Origin of the sequence: Nonomuraea endophytica (assembly GCF_014203235.1) — a bacterium.
Taxonomy (GTDB): domain Bacteria; phylum Actinomycetota; class Actinomycetes; order Streptosporangiales; family Streptosporangiaceae; genus Nonomuraea; species Nonomuraea endophytica.
This window is the reverse complement of record NZ_JACHIN010000021.1, coordinates 40006-58163: the sequence shown is the minus strand read 5'-3', so window position 1 is coordinate 58163 and position 18158 is coordinate 40006. Positions and strand designations below refer to the sequence as shown.

General features: G+C 71.4%; 18 protein-coding genes. 4 read left to right on the top strand and 14 right to left on the bottom strand.

Going from position 1 to position 18158, the window contains the following annotated elements:
- Positions 1–5: 5 nt before the first annotated feature.
- Genes HNR40_RS47630 through HNR40_RS47620 form a run of 3 tightly spaced genes read right to left on the bottom strand, consistent with a single transcriptional unit; the run spans position 6 to position 2517 of the window.
- Positions 6–1151, bottom strand: a complete 1146-nt coding sequence (locus HNR40_RS47630; RefSeq protein ID WP_184973833.1) for a thiolase family protein — start codon at positions 1149–1151, stop codon at positions 6–8.
- Entirely contained in the window at positions 1148–1774 is a 627-nt protein-coding gene (locus HNR40_RS47625) for a CoA transferase subunit B (protein WP_184973831.1), read from the bottom strand. The genes HNR40_RS47630 and HNR40_RS47625 overlap by 4 nt, the downstream gene beginning before the upstream one ends.
- A complete protein-coding gene (locus HNR40_RS47620; RefSeq protein WP_184973829.1) occupies positions 1771–2517 on the bottom strand; it encodes a CoA transferase subunit A in 747 nt (248 codons plus the stop codon). The genes HNR40_RS47625 and HNR40_RS47620 overlap by 4 nt, the downstream gene beginning before the upstream one ends.
- A 93-nt stretch (positions 2518–2610) precedes the next feature.
- Here HNR40_RS47620 and HNR40_RS57680 point away from each other — a divergent pair, with 93 nt between their 5' ends.
- Positions 2611–4074, top strand: coding sequence for an IclR family transcriptional regulator domain-containing protein (locus HNR40_RS57680; RefSeq protein ID WP_184973827.1), 1464 nt, complete (start codon positions 2611–2613; stop codon positions 4072–4074).
- Here the strand turns inward: HNR40_RS57680 and HNR40_RS47610 are convergent.
- On the bottom strand, positions 4056–4568 hold the full coding sequence (locus HNR40_RS47610) for a hypothetical protein (protein WP_184973826.1): 513 nt from the start codon (positions 4566–4568) through the stop codon (positions 4056–4058). The two genes, HNR40_RS57680 and HNR40_RS47610, sit on opposite strands and share 19 nt — an antisense overlap.
- 93 nt (positions 4569–4661) lie before the next feature.
- Between HNR40_RS47610 and HNR40_RS47605 the strand changes: the two genes are divergently transcribed.
- Positions 4662–5729: a serine hydrolase domain-containing protein gene (locus HNR40_RS47605; RefSeq protein ID WP_184973824.1), complete on the top strand. Its 1068-nt coding sequence runs from the start codon at positions 4662–4664 to the stop codon at positions 5727–5729.
- Here HNR40_RS47605 and HNR40_RS47600 read toward each other — a convergent pair.
- From HNR40_RS47600 to HNR40_RS47575, 6 genes are all read right to left on the bottom strand, one after another.
- On the bottom strand, positions 5726–6577 hold the full coding sequence (locus HNR40_RS47600; RefSeq protein WP_312896800.1) for a universal stress protein: 852 nt from the start codon (positions 6575–6577) through the stop codon (positions 5726–5728). The genes HNR40_RS47605 and HNR40_RS47600 overlap by 4 nt on opposite strands.
- Positions 6578–6704: 127 nt before the next feature.
- Positions 6705–7793 (bottom strand): ABC transporter ATP-binding protein, encoded by a 1089-nt coding sequence (locus HNR40_RS47595; RefSeq protein WP_184973999.1) that lies wholly within the window; start codon positions 7791–7793, stop codon positions 6705–6707.
- Between the two features lie 38 nt (positions 7794–7831).
- The gene (locus tag HNR40_RS47590) at positions 7832–8635 is read right to left on the bottom strand and encodes an ABC transporter permease (protein WP_184973823.1); all 804 of its coding nucleotides are present in this window, start codon (positions 8633–8635) and stop codon (positions 7832–7834) included.
- 6 nt (positions 8636–8641) lie between these two features.
- On the bottom strand, positions 8642–9418 hold the full coding sequence (modA, locus tag HNR40_RS47585) for a molybdate ABC transporter substrate-binding protein (protein WP_184973821.1): 777 nt from the start codon (positions 9416–9418) through the stop codon (positions 8642–8644).
- Between the two features lie 11 nt (positions 9419–9429).
- The gene (locus HNR40_RS47580) at positions 9430–9840 is read right to left on the bottom strand and encodes a TOBE domain-containing protein (RefSeq protein WP_184973819.1); all 411 of its coding nucleotides are present in this window, start codon (positions 9838–9840) and stop codon (positions 9430–9432) included.
- 100 nt (positions 9841–9940) lie between these two features.
- Positions 9941–10906: a hypothetical protein gene (locus HNR40_RS47575; RefSeq protein ID WP_184973818.1), complete on the bottom strand. Its 966-nt coding sequence runs from the start codon at positions 10904–10906 to the stop codon at positions 9941–9943.
- A 208-nt stretch (positions 10907–11114) separates the two neighbouring features.
- On the opposite strand from HNR40_RS47575, the gene HNR40_RS47570 reads away from it, so the two are divergent.
- Complete coding sequence (locus HNR40_RS47570; protein ID WP_184973816.1) at positions 11115–12614, top strand: polysaccharide lyase 6 family protein; 1500 nt, start codon at positions 11115–11117, stop codon at positions 12612–12614.
- A gap of 4 nt (positions 12615–12618) precedes the next feature.
- Here HNR40_RS47570 and HNR40_RS47565 read toward each other — a convergent pair whose 3' ends face one another.
- From HNR40_RS47565 to HNR40_RS47550, 4 genes are read right to left on the bottom strand one after another with little or no spacing between them, the layout of a single operon-like run.
- The gene (locus HNR40_RS47565; protein WP_184973814.1) at positions 12619–13851 is read right to left on the bottom strand and encodes an alpha-L-fucosidase; all 1233 of its coding nucleotides are present in this window, start codon (positions 13849–13851) and stop codon (positions 12619–12621) included.
- 6 nt (positions 13852–13857) lie between these two features.
- Complete coding sequence (locus HNR40_RS47560; protein WP_184973813.1) at positions 13858–14715, bottom strand: carbohydrate ABC transporter permease; 858 nt, start codon at positions 14713–14715, stop codon at positions 13858–13860.
- Entirely contained in the window at positions 14712–15653 is a 942-nt protein-coding gene (locus HNR40_RS47555) for a carbohydrate ABC transporter permease (protein WP_184973811.1), read from the bottom strand. Before HNR40_RS47555 ends, HNR40_RS47560 begins: the two co-directional genes overlap by 4 nt.
- On the bottom strand, positions 15650–16981 hold the full coding sequence (locus HNR40_RS47550) for a sugar ABC transporter substrate-binding protein (RefSeq protein ID WP_184973809.1): 1332 nt from the start codon (positions 16979–16981) through the stop codon (positions 15650–15652). Before HNR40_RS47550 ends, HNR40_RS47555 begins: the two co-directional genes overlap by 4 nt.
- A 157-nt stretch (positions 16982–17138) precedes the next feature.
- Here HNR40_RS47550 and HNR40_RS47545 point away from each other — a divergent pair, with 157 nt between their 5' ends.
- Positions 17139–18140: a hydroxyacid dehydrogenase gene (locus HNR40_RS47545; RefSeq protein ID WP_184973807.1), complete on the top strand. Its 1002-nt coding sequence runs from the start codon at positions 17139–17141 to the stop codon at positions 18138–18140.
- The last annotated feature ends 18 nt before the right edge of the window (positions 18141–18158 follow it).

Sequence of the window (18158 nt, the reverse complement as noted above, 5' to 3'; positions counted from 1 at the left end):
CCGGGTCACCTTTCGAGCACGACGGCCAGGCCCTGGCCGACGCCGATGCAGAGGGAGGCGAGACCGGTGCCCGATCCGGCCTCCGCGAGCTGGTGGGCCAGGGCGCCGGTCAGCCGCGCGCCGGACATGCCCAGGGGGTGGCCGAGGGCGATCGCGCCGCCGCGCGGGTTGACGATGCCGGGGTCGAGCTCGGGCAGTTCGGCCAGGCAGCCGAGGACCTGGGCGGCGAAGGCCTCGTTCAGCTCGGCCACGGCGAGGTCGCCGAAGCTCCGGCCGGCCTTGGCCAGGGCGCGGCGGCCGGCCTCGACCGGGCCGAGTCCGAAGTAGGCGGGTTCGAGGGCGCTGACGCCGGTGGCCACGATGCGGGCGAGGGGCTCGCGGCCGCCGAGCCCTTCCTCGTCGGTCAGCAGGAGGGCGGCGGCGCCGTCGTTGAGAGGGGAGGAGTTGCCGGCGGTGACCGTGCCGCCGGGGCGGAAGGCGGGTTTGAGTTTGGCGAGGGCCTCCAGCGAGGTGTCGCGTCCGATGCCCTCATCGGCCGAAAAATCGCCTAGCGGCACGATTTCTCGGGAAAAATCGGCTTTTGCGGCTTTCTGGTGGCTCTCCAGGGCGAACGTGTCCTGGGTGTCGCGGGCGATGCCGTACCGGTCGGCGATCAGTTCGGCGCCCTCGCCCAGCGGCACTGTGTGCTCGGCGGGCATCCTCGGGTTGACCAGCCGCCAGCCGAGCGTGGTCGAGACGAGCTCCGCGCCCCCGGCGGGGAAGGCGCGCGAGGGCTTCGGCATCACCCAGGGCGCGCGGGTCATCGACTCCACGCCGCCCGCGATGATCGCCGAGGCGTCGCCCATCGCGATGGCGCGGTAGGCCTGGATGACCGCCTCCATCCCCGAACCGCACAGCCGGTTGACGGTCGCGCCCGGCGTGCTCACCGGCAGCCCCGCCAGCAACGCCGCCATGCGGGCCACGTTGCGGTTGTCCTCACCGGCGCCGTTGGCGTTGCCGAGCAGGACCTCGTCCACGTGTTCGCGCCCGGTGCGCTCGGCCAGCGCCCTGACCACGTGCGCCGCCAGGTCGTCGGGGCGGGTCTCGGCCAGCGCCCCGCCGTACCGGCCGATGGGGGTGCGCACGGCGTCGGCGATGTAGACGGCTCTCATCCGATCACTGCTCCTGTACGGCCGCGCAGTTCGTCCACGCTCACGCCGGGCGCGGTTTCGACCAGCGCGAAGCCCTCGGGGGTGACGTCCAGGACGCCGAGGTCGGTGATCACCCGGTGCACGCAGGCCCGCCCGGTGAGCGGCAGCGTGCACTCCCGCACCAGCTTGGGGCTGCCGTCCTTGGCGGTGTGCTCGGTGACGACGAGCACCCGCCGCGCGCCGTGCACCAGGTCCATGGCTCCACCCATGCCCTTGACCAGGCGTCCGGGAACCATCCAGTTGGCCAGGTCGCCGCCCGCCGAGACCTGCATCGCGCCGAGCACCGCCACGTCGATGTGCCCGCCGCGGATCATGCCGAACGACAGCGCCGAGTCGAAGAAGGCCGCGCCGGGCAGGACGGTGACGGTCTCCTTGCCCGCGTTGATCAGGTCGGGGTCCACCTCGTCGGCCGAGGGGTAGGGGCCGACGCCGAGCACGCCGTTCTCCGAGTGCAGCGTGACCCTGATCCCGCGCGGCAGGAACGACGGGATGCGGGTGGGCAGCCCGATCCCGAGGTTGACGTAGTCGCCGTCGCGCAACTCGGCCGCCGCCCTGGCGGCCATCTCGTCGCGGCTCCAGCTCATGCCCGCACCGTGCGCCACTCGACGCCCTTGGCCGCGGCCTGCTCCGGGGTCAGCGGCAGCACACGCTGCACGAAGACGCCCGGCAGGTGCACCTCGTCGGGATCCAGGTCGGTCAGCTCCTCCACCTCGGCGATCGTGATCCGCCCGGCCATCGCGGCCAGCGGGTTGAAGTTGCGCGCCGCCTTGCGGAAGGACAGGTTCCCGTGCCGGTCGCCGCGCGCCGCGCGTACCAGCGCGAAGTCGGTGGTGATCGCGTGTTCCAGCACGTACGGCACGCCGTCGAACTCCCGCACCTCCTTGGGCGGCGCCGTCAGCGCGACCGAGCCGTCGGGGTGGTGGCGCAGGGGCAGACCGGACTCAGCGACCGGCGTGCCCACCCCGGCGGGCGTGTAGAAGGCGGGGATGCCGCAGCCGCCGGCGCGCAGCCGTTCGGCGAGGCTGCCCTGCGGGGTCAGCTCGACCTCGACCTCACCCGCCAGGTAGCGCCGGCCGAACTCCTTGTTCTCCCCGATGTAGGAAGCGGTGACGCGGGCGATGCGCCCGGCCGCCAGCAGAAGCCCGAGGCCGCCGCCGTCGGTGCCGCAGTTGTTGGAGACCACGCCGATCCCGGTGACGCCGCTGTCCAGCAGGGCCTCGATCAGGACGGCCGGGATGCCGCTCAGGCCGAAGCCGCCGACCGCGAAGGAGGCGCCGTCGTGCACACCGCTCAGCGCCTCCGCGGCGGAGCCGACCACCTTGTCCATTGTCGCTCCAAGCGTTCGCAGAGTGAACTAAAGTTCACTATGAGTCGGTTTCGAGTATGGGGACCGCCCCGCCGGGCTGTCAAAGGAGGACTCATGGAGCCGAGCGGAGCGCTCGAACGCGGACTGACGGTGCTGCGGGTGCTGACCGCCGCGCCGGAACGCCGCTGGCGCGCCACCGACCTGGTGCAATCCACCGGGCTGGCCCGCGCGACGGTCGACCGCGTGCTGGCCACCCTGGTCACCTTGGGCTACCTGCGGGCCGACGGCCGCGACGTGTTGCTCGCGCCCCGGCTGCTGGAGCTGGGCGCCGCCTACCTCGCCGCGAGCGGCCTGCCCACCACGCTCGGCCCGCACGCCGAGGCCCTCGCCGAAGCGCTGGACGAGTCGGTCTCCCTCGCTGTCCCCGACGGCGGCAGCGTCCGCTTCGTCGCCCGCTACACCCGGCGGCGCACGATGACCGTCGCCCTGCGCGTCGGCGACGTGCTGGCCGCCGAGCGGTGCGCCGCCGGATTCGTGCTGCTCGGGGCCGCCGTGCCCTGGGCCGTGGACGACCAGCTCGTCGAGCCCGGCCTGGTCGCCGTCGCCATGCCGGTCCACGAACCCGGCGGCGAGGCCGTCTGCGCGGTCAGCGTCATCAGCCACACCAGCCGGCACACCGCCGACGGCCTGCGCGAACACGCCCTGCCCCACCTGCGGCGCGCCGTCGACGCCATGGAGGCCGCGCTACGCCTCGAGCCGCCCCGCCGGCTCGTGCCGGGCGCCGACTTGTCGCGTCTGCCCAAGGACGAGATGGGCGCCGCCTACCTGCAGTCGCTGGCCCGCGGGCTCGGCGTGCTCGTCGCCCTCGGGGCCGCGCCCGGCGGGCTCACGCTGGCCGAGGCGGCCCAGGTCACGGGGCTGGCGCGGGCCACGGTGCGGCGGGCCGTACAGACGATGGAGGGGCTCGGCTACGTGAGCGCGCGGCGCACCCGCTTCGTGCCCCTGCCGCGCGTCCTGGAGCTGGGGTACGCGCGCCTGTCGGCGCTCACCCTCGCCGAGGTCGTCCAGCCGCACCTGGCGGCGCTCGCCGAACGGGTCCACGAGTCCGCCTCGGTCGCCGTGCTGTCCGGAGACGACGTCGTCTACGTCGCCCGCGTACCCACCGCGAGCATCATGAGCGTGGACATCACCCTCGGCACCCGCTTCCCCGCCCACGCCACGTCGATGGGCCGGGTGCTCCTGGCCGCCGAGCCCGCCGACCGCCTGGCCGCGCTGGAGCTCAAGCCCCTGACCAGCCGGACCGTCACCGACCCCGCGCTGCTGGCCGAGGCCGTGCGGCAGGCGGGCACCGACGGCTACGCGCTGGTCGACCAGGAGTTGGAGGACGGGGTCCGCTCGATCGCGGTGCCCCTGCACGACGGCGACGGCAACGTGGTCGCCGCGGTCAACGTCGCCACCCACGCCAGCCGCGCCACCGTCCAGACCCTCCTGGAGGGCATCCTGCCCGAACTCACCTCGGCCGCGGCCCGCATGACCGCCGACCTCTCCCACCTGCCGAGCTACGGCTCGATCTCCTGAACATCCGACACCACGACAAACTCGCTTTCCGCCTGGTATGTGGCGGCCACCCCCACCAGCCCCGCCACTACCAGCACAGCCGCAACCCACCGCCACCGCCCCACAGCCCACCCCCGCACCGCCCGAGCCCGGGCCCGCACCTCCGCCTGCACCTGAGCCTGCCCCTCCGCCCGCGCCTGCCCCTCGGCCTGCGGTTGCGGCTGGGGCTGTGGTGCCGCCTCCATCGCCACCCGCTTGCGGGCGGCCACCCAGGCCGCCGCCTGCTCGGCCCCGAGCCCGCACCCGCGCGCGAACGCCTCCACCACCTGCTCGCGCGGCAGCGTCGCACGCTTCAGCATCCCCGCCGCCGTCGAGTACGGCAGCGCGTGCCCGGCCCGCTCCGCCTGCGCCTGGATCTCCCGGTAACTCCGCCCCGACCACGCCTTGAGCCGGCGCAACCCGCTCATGAACTCGGCACCGGTCCGCACGTCAGAAGGATCAGTCGTGTCGCTCATAACCCGGCAGTACAGCCGACTCGCACAGACCCGCACAACCCGGAACACCCATCCCGCCACCGTCAAGAGGGCCGGCGGGCCAGCGTCGAAGCCATGACTTCCGTGTGGATCCACGCCGCCCTGGCCGGCACGCTGCTGGCACCGGCCCCCGTCGACAAGGGGATCGCGTCCTACCTGGACCGGACGCTCCCGGACGGTCCCGGCGGCACCGTCGCCGTCGTGCGCGACGGCAGGCTCGTGCACTGCGCCGGTTTCGGCCTGGCCGACCGCGAACGCAAGACGCCCGCCGGGTGCGAAACCGTCTACGACATCATGTCGATCACCAAGCAGTTCACCGCCGCGGCCATCATGAAGCTGCAGATGATGGGCAAACTCCGCACCACCGACCGGATCAGCGCCCACCTCGGCCGCGTCCCCGCCGACAAGCGCGCGATCACCCTGCGCCACCTGCTGACGCACACCTCAGGCCTGGGCGACCTCGGCGACGACTACGTCCCCGTCTCCAGGGACACCATGATCAGCCGCGCCCTGGCCACGCCGCTACGTGCAGCCCCCGGAGCCGGGTTCCGCTACTCCAACCTCGGCTACAGCCTGCTGGCCGCCGTCGTCGAGCGCGCCTCAGGTCTCGGCTACGAGAGGTTCCTGGCCACGCACCTGTTCGCGCCCGCCGGAATGACCCGCACCGGGTACGTGCTGCCGCGCTGGTCACCCGGCGACCTGGCCGTCGAGTACGACAAAGGCGGCAGGCGGCAGGGCCGTCCCACCGAGCACCCCTGGGCCAAGGACGGCCCGTACTGGTACCTGCGCGGCAACGGCGGCATGCTCTCCACCGCCGCCGACATGTACCGCTGGCACCGCGCCCTGGAAGCCGACACCGTCCTGTCGCGCCGGGCCAAGGCCGAGATGTTCACCCCGCGCGTGCTCACCGAAAAGCGCGGGCGCCTGTACTACGGCTACGGCTGGGGCATCGTCCCCCGCACCCGCCTCGGCCGGGTCGCCGAGCACGACGGCGGCAACGACTGGTCCTTCGGCGAGTACGCCCGCTTCACCGGCAGGCGCGTCATGGTCTTCTGGATCACCAACCAGGCCTACAGCACGGGTAGATGGAACCTGGAGAACCTCAACAGCGAGCTCACCCTGGGCCTGGCCGAACGCGCCTAACGCACAGCGGGAGCGTTGCGTACCACCGCGAGCGGGCACTCGGCGTAGTGCAGCATCGCCTGGCTCACCGAACCCAGGAGCAGCCCGGCGAACGCGCCCTGCCCGTGCGTCCCCACGACCAGCAGATCGGCGCCCTCGGAGGCGTTCCTGAGCGCCTGCGCCGGATGGTCGTGCACCACCTCCCACACGACCCGCACGTCGGGATGGCGGTCGCGATAGCCCGCGACCGCCTCCTTCAGCAGCCGCAGCTCGTCCTCCTCCGCCGAGGCCGACGCGAGGACCCCGTCGAGGTCGAGCCGGTTCCAGGCGTGCACCGCCCGCAGCGTCAGCCCGCGCCGGTCGGCGTGCTCGAAGGCGTACGCGAGCACACGCTGCCCGGCCGCGGAGCCGTCCACCCCCACGACCACCTCGCCGCGGCGCGCGGCGGCGGACGGTTCCCTGACGATGACCACGTCACACGCGGCGTGCCCGGCCACCCCTGCCGCCACCGAGCCGAGCAGCAGCCCTCGGAACCCGCCCATCCCGTGGCTGCCCATCACGAGCAGGTCGGCGCCGGCCGACAGCTCCAGCAGCGCCGCACGGGCATCACCAGGTACGGCCCGCCGCTCGACGGCAAGGCCCGGCGCCTCCTGCCCGGCCCGCTCGACGGCGGCGGCCAGCACGGTCGCGGCGCCGTCCCGCATCCACTCGGCCACCCCGGCATACCGCTCACCGGGAGCGGCGGCGTGCGCCCAGGCCGGCATCGCGTGCACGACCAGCAGAGTCCGCCCGCGCAGCGCCGCCTCTCTGGCCGCCCAACCGGCGGCCTCCAGCCCGGCCCGCGAACCATCCACGCCGACAACGATCACGACACATCACCCCGTTCCACTCTCTTCCTATCCCATGGGTCGCCTCACGTCTCCGCCGGGTGGGCCGGGAGAGGTTCTCGTTGCAGGGGAGTGGCGTCAGGCCGGTCTTCGCCGCCCGTCCGTGGTGTCAGGCCGGGTACGCGTGGGTCTCGGTGGCCTTGACCGAAGCCCAGATCCGCTGGCCGGGGGACAGGTCGAGCTCGGCCACGGCAGCCGGAGTGATGTCGGCGAACGCGGAGACGGGGCCGCCGAGGTGCACGCGGACGTTGTCGCCGTGCCGTTCGATGCCGTCGATGCGGGCCTGCCACAGGTTGCGCGGGCTGCCGTCCGGCCGGGAGCGATAGAGGGCCACGGCGGCGGGCGGGAAGGCCACGAACGCCGGCCCGTCGAAGTGCTCGCTGGCGTGCAGCAGCAGCTCGCCCACCTTGACCCCGGAGCCGGCGGCCACCCCGCGGTACAGGTTGAGCCCGACCAGGCGGGCCACGTAGTCGGTGCGGGGGCGGCGGGCGACCTCGGCGGGCGCGCCCTGCTGCACGATGGCCCCGCCCTCGACGACGATCAGCCGGTCGGCCAGCACCATGGCGTCGAGCGGGTCGTGGGTGACCAGGACGGTGGCGCCGTCGAAGTCGTCGAGGTGGCGGCGCAACTGTGAGCGGATCTCCAGCCGGGTGTGGGCGTCGAGCGCGGCCAGCGGCTCGTCCAGCAGCAGCAGCTCGGGCCGTACGGCCAGCGCCCGCGCCAGCGCGACCCGCTGCGCCTGCCCGCCGGACAACTGCCGAGGCCTGGCGGCGGCCTTGTCGGCCAGCCCGACCCGCTCCAGCAGCGCGGCGGCGGCACGACGCGCCTCGGCCTTGGCGACCCCGCGGCAGCGCGGGCCGAACGCGACGTTCTCCAGCGCGGACAGGTGCGGGAAGAGCAGGTAGTCCTGGAAGACCATGCCGATCGGGCGGCTCTCGGCGGGCAGGCCGTCCAGGTCCCGCCCGCGCAGGCTGATCCGGCCACCCGACATCCGGGTGAGCCCGGCCAGAGCGCGCAACGCGGTGGTCTTGCCCGCGCCGTTGGGCCCGAGCAACGCCACCACCTCACCGGGCGCCACGTCGAGCGCGATGTCGAGCGTGAACGCAGGCCGATTCACCCGCAACCGAGCACGCAGACTCACCGCCTCCTCGCCGGCCGCACCACGCCCGCTCACCGGCTCGCCCGCCGCAGCAGGCATACTCATCGGCTCCTCACCCCCCGCCGCATCACGCACGCTCATGGGCTGTTCACCCACCGGTCGCGCAGGCTGGCCAGGATGATCACCGAGACCGCGAGCAGCACCAGGCTGAGCACGATCGCCGCCTCCGGCTCTGTCTCCAGCGCCAGGTAGACCGCCAGTGGCATCGTGCGGGTGGTGCCGGGGAAGTTCCCGGCGAACGTGATCGTCGCCCCGAACTCACCCAGCGCCCGCGCCCAGCACAACACCGCCCCGGCCACCACTCCTGGCATGATCATCGGCAGCGTGACCCGCCGGAACACGACCCACCGGGAGGCGCCGAGCGTGGCCGCCGCCTCCTCGAAACGCTGGTCGGCGCCGCGCAGCGCCCCCTCCACACTGATCACCAGGAACGGCATCGCCACGAACGCCTCGGCGATGACCACACCCGCCGTGGTGAACGGCAGCGTGATCCCGAACGCCGACTCCAGCCACTGCCCGACGATCCCCCGCCGCCCCAGCACGAGCAGCAGCGCGACGCCGCCGACCACCGGCGGCAGCACCAGCGGCACGGTCACCAGCGCCCGCACCAGCCGCCGCCCGGGAAAGCTCACCCGGGCGAGCAGCCAGGCCAGCGGCACGCCGAGCACCAGGCAGATGAGCGTGGCCACGGAAGCGCACACCACCGACAGCCGCAACGCCTCCAGCACGTGCGGCTCGGCCAGCCTCGGGCCCAGCGTGGACCAGGGCGCGCGGATCAGCAGCCCGGCCAGCGGCAGTACCAGGAACACCAGGCCCGCGACGGCGGGCACCACCAGCATCCACGGCAGCCGCCCCGCCCGCTCCCGCGTGGAAGAGCTCATCAGGGATCAGGGCGCCTCGAAGCCGGCCTTGGTCAGCACGTCCTTGCCCTGCTGCGACAGCACCAGGTCGACGAACTGCTTGGCCAGGTCACCGGCCGGCGCCTTGGTCAGGGTGGCGATCGGGTAGTCGTTGATCGCCTTGTCGGCCTCGGGGAACGGAATCCCGGTCACCTTGCCCGCCGAGGCGATCACGTCGGTCTTGTAGACCAGCGCGGCGTCCACCTCGCCGAGTTCGACCTTGGTCAGCGTCGCCTTGACGTCCTGCTCGAGCGTGACCGGCGTGACCTTGAGCCCGGCCGCGGCCAGCGCCTTGACCGCGGCGGCCCCGCACGGCACCTGCTCGGCGCAGAGCGCGACCTTGACCTTGGGGTCGGCGAGGTCCTTCAGGTCGTCCACCTTGGCCGGGTTGTCGGCCGGGACCCCGATCTGCAGCTTGTTGCGGACGAACGTGGCCGGCGCGGTGGCCAGGGCGCCGTCGGTGACGGTCTTCATCGTGGCCGGGCTGGCGGCGGCGAACACGTCGGCCGGGGCGCCCTGGACGATCTGCTGGGCCAGCGTGGCGCTGGAGCCGAAGTTGAACTTCACCGTCGTGCCCGGATGCGCGGCCTCGAAGGTCTTGCCGAGCTCGGTGAACGTCCCGGTCAGCGAGGCCGCCGCGAACACCGTCAGCTCCTTGGCCCCACCGGCGGGGGAGGCCGAGGCCGTGGTCGCGGCGGGCCCGCCGGAACCGCACCCGGACAGCACGGCCAGCGCGATGACCCATGGGAAAAGACGCCTGAACATCGAGGGGCTCCTTAAGCCGCACCGGCCACGCGCTCGTGACCGGGGATCTCGACGACGACGTTGGTGGACTTGATCACGGCGACCGCCACCACCCCCACCTCCAGGCCGAGCTCGTCCGCGGCCTGGCGGCTCATCAGCGACACCACACGGAACGGCCCGGCGGCGATCTCCACCTGGGCCATCACCGCGTCACGGATCACCTCGGTCACGATGCCGCGGAAGCGGTTGCGCGCCGAGGAACGGCCACCCTCGACCTCCTCGACCTGGGCGCGGGCGAACGCGGCCAGTTCGGCGCCGTCGACCTGCCGGTGGCCGTGCTCGTCGCGCTCGGCGCCGAGGCGGCCCGCGTCCACCCAGCGGCGGACCGTGTCCGCGCTGACCCCGAGCAGCGCGGCGGCTTCACTGATACGAAACGTCGTCACGAACGCCTAGGTTACCCCTTCGCAGATTCAAGGCCACGCTAGGGCGGCCCCCCGCATCAGCGGACGGGGCCGCCGCTTCTTCCTGGCATGCGCGGGGGCTTCAGTTCGCCGGGGAGAGCAGGTCGTCGTGCAGCTTGCCGAGCACCTCGTCGAGTGCGGCGGCCACGAAGGAGGCGGCTACCTGCCGGTTGAGGTCGGCGCTCTGGTCGACGAGCTTCCCCGCCACCTGCCCCGACATCTTGGCCGCGATCTTCTGGGGGAAGGTGTTCCACTCGTACACCAGGAAGGCGACGATCAGCGGGATGACGATGAAGCCGACGAGCGCGCCGGCGCCCGCGCCGAACAGCTTGACCAGCAACATCTTCAGGACCAGCGCCACCCCGATCTTCTTGAGCAGGATGATCAGGACCTTCTGGAACGCCGCGCTGGCCAGCACGGCGCCCACGGCCTTGGCCACCGCGACCTTCACCATGGGCAGCGCGAGCGCCTTGGCCAGCAGGGCGGCGACGGTGGCGCCGAGCGTGGTGTGCATGGCGTGCGTGGCGCTCGCTAGGGCCATGTCGGCCGCCTGCTCGCCGACGGTGGTGTGCGTCGAGAGCGTGATGGAGTCCTTCACCTCCCGCTGCACGTGCGCGGCGAGGTCGCGGAACTCCTCCTCCAGGATGTGGTGGATGGCGGTGTTCTCCACGAGCTGGCGGCCGAGGACCTCGGCCAGGGCCGACATCGTCTCCTCCGACTGGTAGAACTCCGTGGTGGCCGCGACGACGGCGGCCTCGACGACGTCCTCGATCCGGCAGGAGATGGCCGCGCCGCCGGTGCCCTTGACGTAGTGGAAGAGCGATTTGGCGTAGTCGGGGGTGGGGGACGGGCTCACCGTCCGGGTGTGGCCGCCTTCGGTGACGGTCAGTGTGAGCAGCTCCGAGGTCGTGCGCGCGCTGATCGCGGAGGACACGCGCGACTCGATGGTCGACCGTAGCTGAGGGGCGCGCTCGCCGAGCGCGTCGACGAGCGCATTGAGGTCGATCTCCTGCCGCAGGAGGTCCGCGGTCATACCAGATGGGCTCATGACCTCAACTGTCGGTTCGGGACCTGGCCGCGGGCCATGACGGCATGACTGACAGCGCGTCAGCGCGTGCAAACGTCGCGCAAGTCATGGGCTCTTGGAAAACGCTTGCCCGACGGCTACGGTTCTCCCAGTGCTCCGATGAATATCGGCATCTGGCTGTCCTTAAGCCAGTTTTTCGGGATATTTCCCGTGATTAGTAGGAGGTTTCATGACCAACGCCCCGCGCCTGCTCGCCGCGGCGGTCCTCGCCTTAGGACTGGCCCAGAGCCCGGCCACGGCCGAGTCCACGGCCACGGCCACGGACACGGCCACGGACACGGCCACGGCCACGGACACGGCCACGTCCGCGTCTGCGGCCGAGGTGCTCGTGGCGAATCCGGCCGAGCTCACCAGGGCTCTGGCGGACGCGCGCCCCGGCGACACGATCGTCATGGCCGACGGCACCTGGGAGAACGCCTTCCTCGACCTCAGCGCCGCCACCGCGCCCGGCAGGCCGGTGACGCTGCGGGCGCAGACGCCCGGCAAGGTGGTGCTCACCGGCCGGTCGGGGATCTCGCTGAACAGCCCCGACCTCGTGGTCAGCGGCCTGACCTTCACCGACGGCACCGTGCCCGACGGCAAGGGGTCGGTCATCACGTTCAACAGCGACCGGGGCCGGGTCACCGACACGGCCGTGGTGAACTTCAACCCGGCCGAGCCGCAAATCCCCTACTACTGGGTCTACTTCCGCGGCGGCGCCAACCGGCTCGACCACGTCCTGCTGGAGGGCAAGAACCACCAGGAGCCGGTGGTGGGCAACGACCGTGGGCCGCGGGCCACGTACAACAAGGTCGATCACAGCCGCTTCGCCAACGTCCCCAACATCGGGCGCAACGGCATGGAGGCGCTGCGCATCTGGGGTTACGGGCAGTGGGGCGATCTCGGGACGACGGAGGGGGCGTACTTCACCATCGAGAACAACCTCTTCGAGCACGTCGACGGCGACGACGAGATCATCTCGCTGAAGTCCAACCACAACACCGTGCGCGGCAACACGATCAGGCAGTCGAGCGGCGGCCTGGTCCTGCGCTACGGCAACTACAACACGGTCGAGAACAACGTCATCCTGGGCGACGGGTACCCGGCCAGCGAGGGCATCCGGGTCAGCGGCGACCACCACACCGTACGCGGCAACTACGTGGCAGGAGTCTCCGGTTACGGGCTCAAGGTCACCAGCGGCGAGCACATGTTCGACGAGAACAACCAGCTCGACTACCTGACCCCCGGCTTCGTGCCGCAGAAGAACCCGCTGGCCCCCCACGGCTACCTCTTCCACTACGGCCAGGTGACCGACAGCCGGTTCACCGGCAACATGTTCGTCGGCAACGCCAAGAGCGACATGCACCTCGGCTGGTTCTACAAGAACCACTGGCCCGGCTACCAGATGGTCCTCCTGCCCACGCGCAACACCTTCACCGGCAACCTGGCCTACCGCCCGGCGGGCGGCGTCTCGGTGCAGACCAGCGTGCAGGACACCGCGCCGCCGTTGCGGAAGTTCACCTTCGAGCCCAACACCTTCCTCGGCAACGTCGTCGTCGGCGGCACGCTCGACGTCAACGCGCCCAACACCGCCGACGGCATCACGGTCGTGCCGCTCGCGGGGAAGGCCGCCCCGCGGATCCCGCGGAGCGCGGGCACGGCGGACACCGGGCCTGCCTGGCGGGAGTGAGCGGTCAGGCAAGGAAGAGTTCGATCACCGGGACGGCGAGCGGGGGACGCTGAACGGGCAGCTGAAGGGTCAAGGTGCCCTCCGGCTGCCCGCCCATCTTGGTGTTCTGCGCGACCTCGCCGGGCTTGGAGACGACCATCCTGATCTCCGAGGCGTCGTCGAGCAGCTGCGCGTAGCGGACCTTGCCGGCGAGTCCCGGCAGGTGCACGTGGCGCAGCGGCCAGCTGAACAGGTGCAGGTAGAGGCGGGCGCCGTTCTGGGTGTAGCGGCAGTCGGCCGGCGGGGTGAACGACGCCGGCCCGCACCCGCGGATCGCGCGCTCGTGCCGGTCCATCCAGGCGCCGATCTCGGACAGGATGGCCAGCGCCCTGGGGTCGATCTCGCCCCGGCCGGTCGGGCCCACGTTGAGCAGCAGGTTGCCGCCCTTGGCGACGCCGTCGACCAGCATGCGGATGAGCAGGTCCGGGCTCTTGTAGTCGAGGTTGTCGCGGTCGTAGCCCCAGCTGCCGTTGAGCGTCTGGCAGGCCTCCCACACCTCGGCCAGCGGGCCGGAGGGCTGATATTGCTCGGGCGTGACGAAGTCGCCGGGCAGGCCGGTGCGGTCGTTGACCAGGATGCCGGGCTGCAGTTCGCGGACCATCTCCAGCAGTTCGGCCGAGCCCCAGTCCTCGGCGCCCTTGCCGCCCCACCACTCCTTCCTGCCGGCGTAGGAGAAGTCGAAGAACAGGTAGTCGATCCGCCCGTATCGGGTGAGCAGCTCGCGGACCTGTCCGTGCAGGTAGCGCCGGTACTCGGCGATGTCGCCGCCGCCCTCGCCGTTCACCTCGTCGCGGCGCGGGTGGGTGCCGTCGACGGGGAAGGCCGGGTGGTGCCAGTCGATCAGCGAGTGGTAGAAGCCGACCTTCAGCCCCTCGGCCCTGCAGGCCTCGACGAAGGGCCCAACCAGGTCCTTCCCGTACGGCGTGCGGGTCGCCTTGTAGTCGGTCAGATCGCTGTCCCACAGGCAGAACCCGTCGTGGTGCTTGGTCGTCAGCACCACGTAGCGCATCCCGGCCGCCTTGGCCGCGCGTACCCAGCTGACCGGGTCGTAGCGGTCGGGGGAGAAGTGGTCGAAGTAGACCTGGTATTGCTCGTCGGTCAGCTTCTCCCGGGTCTTGACCCATTCGTGCCGGGCCGGCAGGGCGTACAGGCCCCAGTGGACGAACATCCCGAATCTGTCATGGGTGAACCACGTCATGAAAAATCATCCCTTGAGGGCGCCGGAGGACAGGCCATGGACGAACGAACGCTGGAAGAACAGGAATACGATCACCGAGGGCAGCAGGGCCAGCAGCGAGGCCGCCATGACCACGCCGGGCGTCACGATCGGGTCGATGCGCAGGGTCCGCAGCGCCAGCGGCAGCGTGTAGGAGGAGGAGTCCTGCGCCACCAGCAGCGGCAGCAGGTACTGGTCCCAGATCATGGTGAAGCCGAACACGCCGATGACCCCGAGCGCGGGCTTGCACATCGGCAGGATGATCTGCGCGAAGATCCGCAGCTCGCCCGCCCCGTCGATCCGCGCCGCCTCCTCCAGCTCACGCGGCACGTCCTTCATGAACTCGGTCATCACCAGGATCGAGAACGCCCAGGCGCCGAGCGGCACGATCATGCCGGCCAGCGTCCCGATGAGGTTCACGTGGATCACCGGCACGTCGGCCAGGATGATCGACAGCGGGATGGCCAGGATCTCCTCGGGCAGCATGAGCGTGGCGAGAATGGCCACGAACACCAGTGACATGAACCGGAACCGCTTGCGCGCCAGCGCGTACGACGCCAGGACCGAGACCGTGACCTGGAGCAGCAGCCCGAAGCCCACGACGAGGAAGGAGTTGAGCAGATACTTCAGCACGCCCTGGTCGACGGCGACGGTGAAGTTGTCCAGCGTGGGGCTGGTCGGCACCAGGCTCAGCTGGGTCGGGTCGGAGACGTGGTTGAAGGCGCTGACCAGCAGGGCCAGCAGCGGCCCCGCGAACACGACCAGCACCAGCGAGTAGATCACCAGCTTCGTCGCGCGGCCCGCGGGGGTCGCGTTCTCCTTGAGACCGAGAGCAGTCTCGCTCATCGGTTCTCCTTCCTTCTGAGCAGGTAGACGAAGACCGTCAGCACGAGTGTCGCGACGAACAGCAGGACCGCCCCCGCCGCGCCGACGCCCAGCCGGTTCTGCTCCAGGCCGAGCTTGTAGATCAGGGTCATGACCACCTCGGTGGAGCCGTTCGGCCCGCCGTTCGTCAGCAGGAACACCTCGGTGAAGACCCGCAGCCCGCGGATGGCGGCCAGCACGAACAGGATCGTGAAGACCGAGCGCAGGCCGGGCAGTGTCACGTGCACGATCCGCCGCCACCGGGAGGCGCCGTCGACGGTGGCGGCCTCGTAGAGGTCCCGGTTGACGCCGGCCAGTCCCGCCATGAAGATCATCATGTCGTACGGCGCGCCCCGCCAGATCCCGGTCATGATCACCGAGGCCATGGAGGCGTCCGGGTCGTTGATGAACCCGGAGGGCCCGAGCCCGACAAGACCGATGATCGAGTTGATCATGCCGTCCGCCGTCGGGTGGTACATGATCCGCCAGAGCTCCGCGACCACCGCCATCGGCACCACGACCGGCAGGAACGCGGCCGACCTGATGAAGCCGAGCTTGCGGCTCTGCCCCTCCATCAGCAGCGCCAGCGCGAACCCGAGCGCCATCGAGCCGACGGTCTGCCCCACGGCCAGCACGATCGTGTGCCAGGCCGCCTGATGGAAGCCCTCGGAGGCGAGCATCGTGGCGTAATTGCCGGTCCCGACCCACTTGTTGCCGAGGAACGGCTGGACGTCCTGGAAGGACATGACCAGCGCGTTGCCCATCGGGATGAACTTGAAGAGCGCGAACAGGATGATCGCCGGGGCCAGGAACAGCCACGGGATCCACCAGCGGCCGTCCCGCCCCCCGTTCCTGGAACGGGGGGCGGGGGCGCCGGTCGTCGCGGGCGCGGCGACAGGACTCAGTTGCTCGACGCTCATGAGGCGGCGATGCCCTGTTCGGTGAGGACGGCGGCGAGCTTGGTGTCGAGCTTGCCGAGTTCGGCCTTGAGGTCGAGTGAGCAGTCGGCCACGAGCGCGTTGACGGTCTCGGCCGACGCCTGGCGCACCGGGGTCCAGTTCGGCAGCGACGGCGCGTACCTGCCGGAGGTCTGGTAGGCCTCGGCGAAGGTCTTCCAGCGCGGGTCGGGCCGCACCTGGGCGATGTCGACGGTGGTGTTGACGGGCAACTGCACGATGTACGCCGCTTCGCCCTCCATGCCGATCTTCTGGCCTTCGGCCGAGATGGCGAAGGCGGCGAAGGCGTCCTGCGCGGCCTGGTTGGGCGAGCCGGCCATCAGGTAGACCGCGCCGCCCTCGGCCAGCACCTCGGCGCTCTTGGCGCCCTTGGGCATGGCCATGACCTCGTACTTGTCCTTGCCCAGCGCCTTGTCGAAGCGGGGCAGCAGGTACGGGCCGACGACGTAGAGACCGGCCTTGCCCGCCTCGAACGTCTCGTTCGTCGGCGGCGTGTCCATGGTGACCGCGCCCGGCTGGATGACCTTGTCCTTGCAGCCCAGGTCGCGGAACCACTGCATCGCGGCCACGGACTCGGGGGTGGACATGGCCGGCTTGTACTTGCCGCCGCCCGCGTCGGCCACGAAGTCGCCGCCCGCGGCCCAGAGGAAGTTCGAGAAGTACCAGGAGGCGTACCCGCGCTTGGTCGACAGCGGCGCCGCCAGCCCGTAGGTGTCGGCCTCGCCGTTGCCGTCGGGGTCCTTCTCGGTGAACGCCTTGGCCATCGCCGCCAGGTCCGCCCAGCTCTGCGGCGGCTTCAGGCCCAGCTTCTCGCGCCAGTCCTTGCGGATGAGCAGCGCGGTGGCCTGTGCCGAGTACGGCAGGCCGTACTGCTTGCCGTCCACGGCCTTGCCCGCGGCCAGGGCCCGCTCGCTGACGTCCTTGGCGGCGGCGACCTTGGACAGGTCGATCTCGCGCAGCAGGCCCTGGCTCTGCATCGTTCCCAGCTGGGCGACGTCGTTCATGACGATGTCCGGCAGGTCCTTCTGGGCGGCACGCTGTTGCATCTTCGTCTCGAAGTCGTCGAAGATGGCCGTCACCTTGACCTTGTGGCCGGTGGCCTTCTCGAACGCGGCGGCCAGCTTGATCGTGCCCTGCTCGCCCGGCCCGCCGGGCGTCGTCCTGGTCCAGAGCTCCAGGGGCGCCGAGGCGTCCTGTTCGACGTCGCCTCCCGCCGGACCGGAGCCGCACCCGGTCAGCACCAGCGCGGCAGCAAGGAGACAACTCACCTTGTATTTGGCATGTGTCCGCATATGTGAACGGCTCCCAGTCTCTTGGATAACGCTTTCCGAGAAGCTAGCGTTGCCTCATTGGCACGGTCAATGGTCCGATGACTCCCGGCCGAAATCGATGCGTAACAAGCCGCGCGGTGCCACTGACCCGATGACTCTTGATGACTCTGGAGCGTTCATGTCCGAGCCCGATCCCCGGCCCACCGCCCTGCTCGTCATGGAGGAACGGCGGCGCGGTGACGTCTACCCGCCCGAGGTCCTGCGCGACCTGGACGAACTGGTCAGGTGGAGCGCGCCGCCGCGCACCGTCGAGCAGCTCGCCCAGGACCCGGACGTGCTGGCGGACGTGGAGATCCTGCTGACCGGGTGGGGCCCGCCCCGGCTCGACGCGACGCTGCTGAGCGGGGCGCCCCGGCTGCGCGCCGTGCTGGTCGCCGCCGGGTCGGTACGGCCGCTGACCACGCCGGAGTTCTGGGCCCGCGAGATCCCGATCGTCTCCGCCGCCTCGGCCAACGCGATCCCGGTGGCGGAGTTCGCGCTGGCCCAGATCCTGCTGGCGCTGAAGCAGGCCCACCGGATCGCCCGCGAGATCCGGGCCACCCGCCGCTACCCGCACGACCCGCCCGTCGCCGGCGGGTACCGCTCCCGCGTGGGCCTGTTCGGACTCGGCGCGATCGGCCGCCTGGTCGCCGGCCACCTGCGGCGCTTCGACGTGGAGGTGCTGGCCTGCGACCCCGTGGCCGACCCCGCCGGGCTCGGCGTGCGCCTGGTGGAGCTGCCCGAGCTCTTCGCCGCCTGCTCGGTCGTCAGCCTGCACGCGCCGCTGCTGCCCGAGACGGAGGGCCTGGTGAACGGCTCGTTGCTCGACCTCCTGGAGCCCGGCGGCACGCTGATCAACACCGCCCGCGGCGCCCTCGTGGACGAGCCTTCCGTCGTGGACGTCCTGCGCCGCAGGGCCGACCTCACCGCGGTGCTCGACGTCACCTGGCCGGAACCGCCGCCGCCCGACTCGCCGCTGTTCACCCTGCCCAACGTCGTGCTGACCGCGCACGTGGCCGGGGCCCTGGGCGGTGAGCGGGCGCGCATGGGGGAACTGGTCGTGGACGAGCTGCGCCGCCTGGTCTCCGGGGAGTCTTTGCGGCATGCCGTACCGGCTGAGCGGGCGCACGTCATGGCGTGACAGCCGGGGAGCGATCGC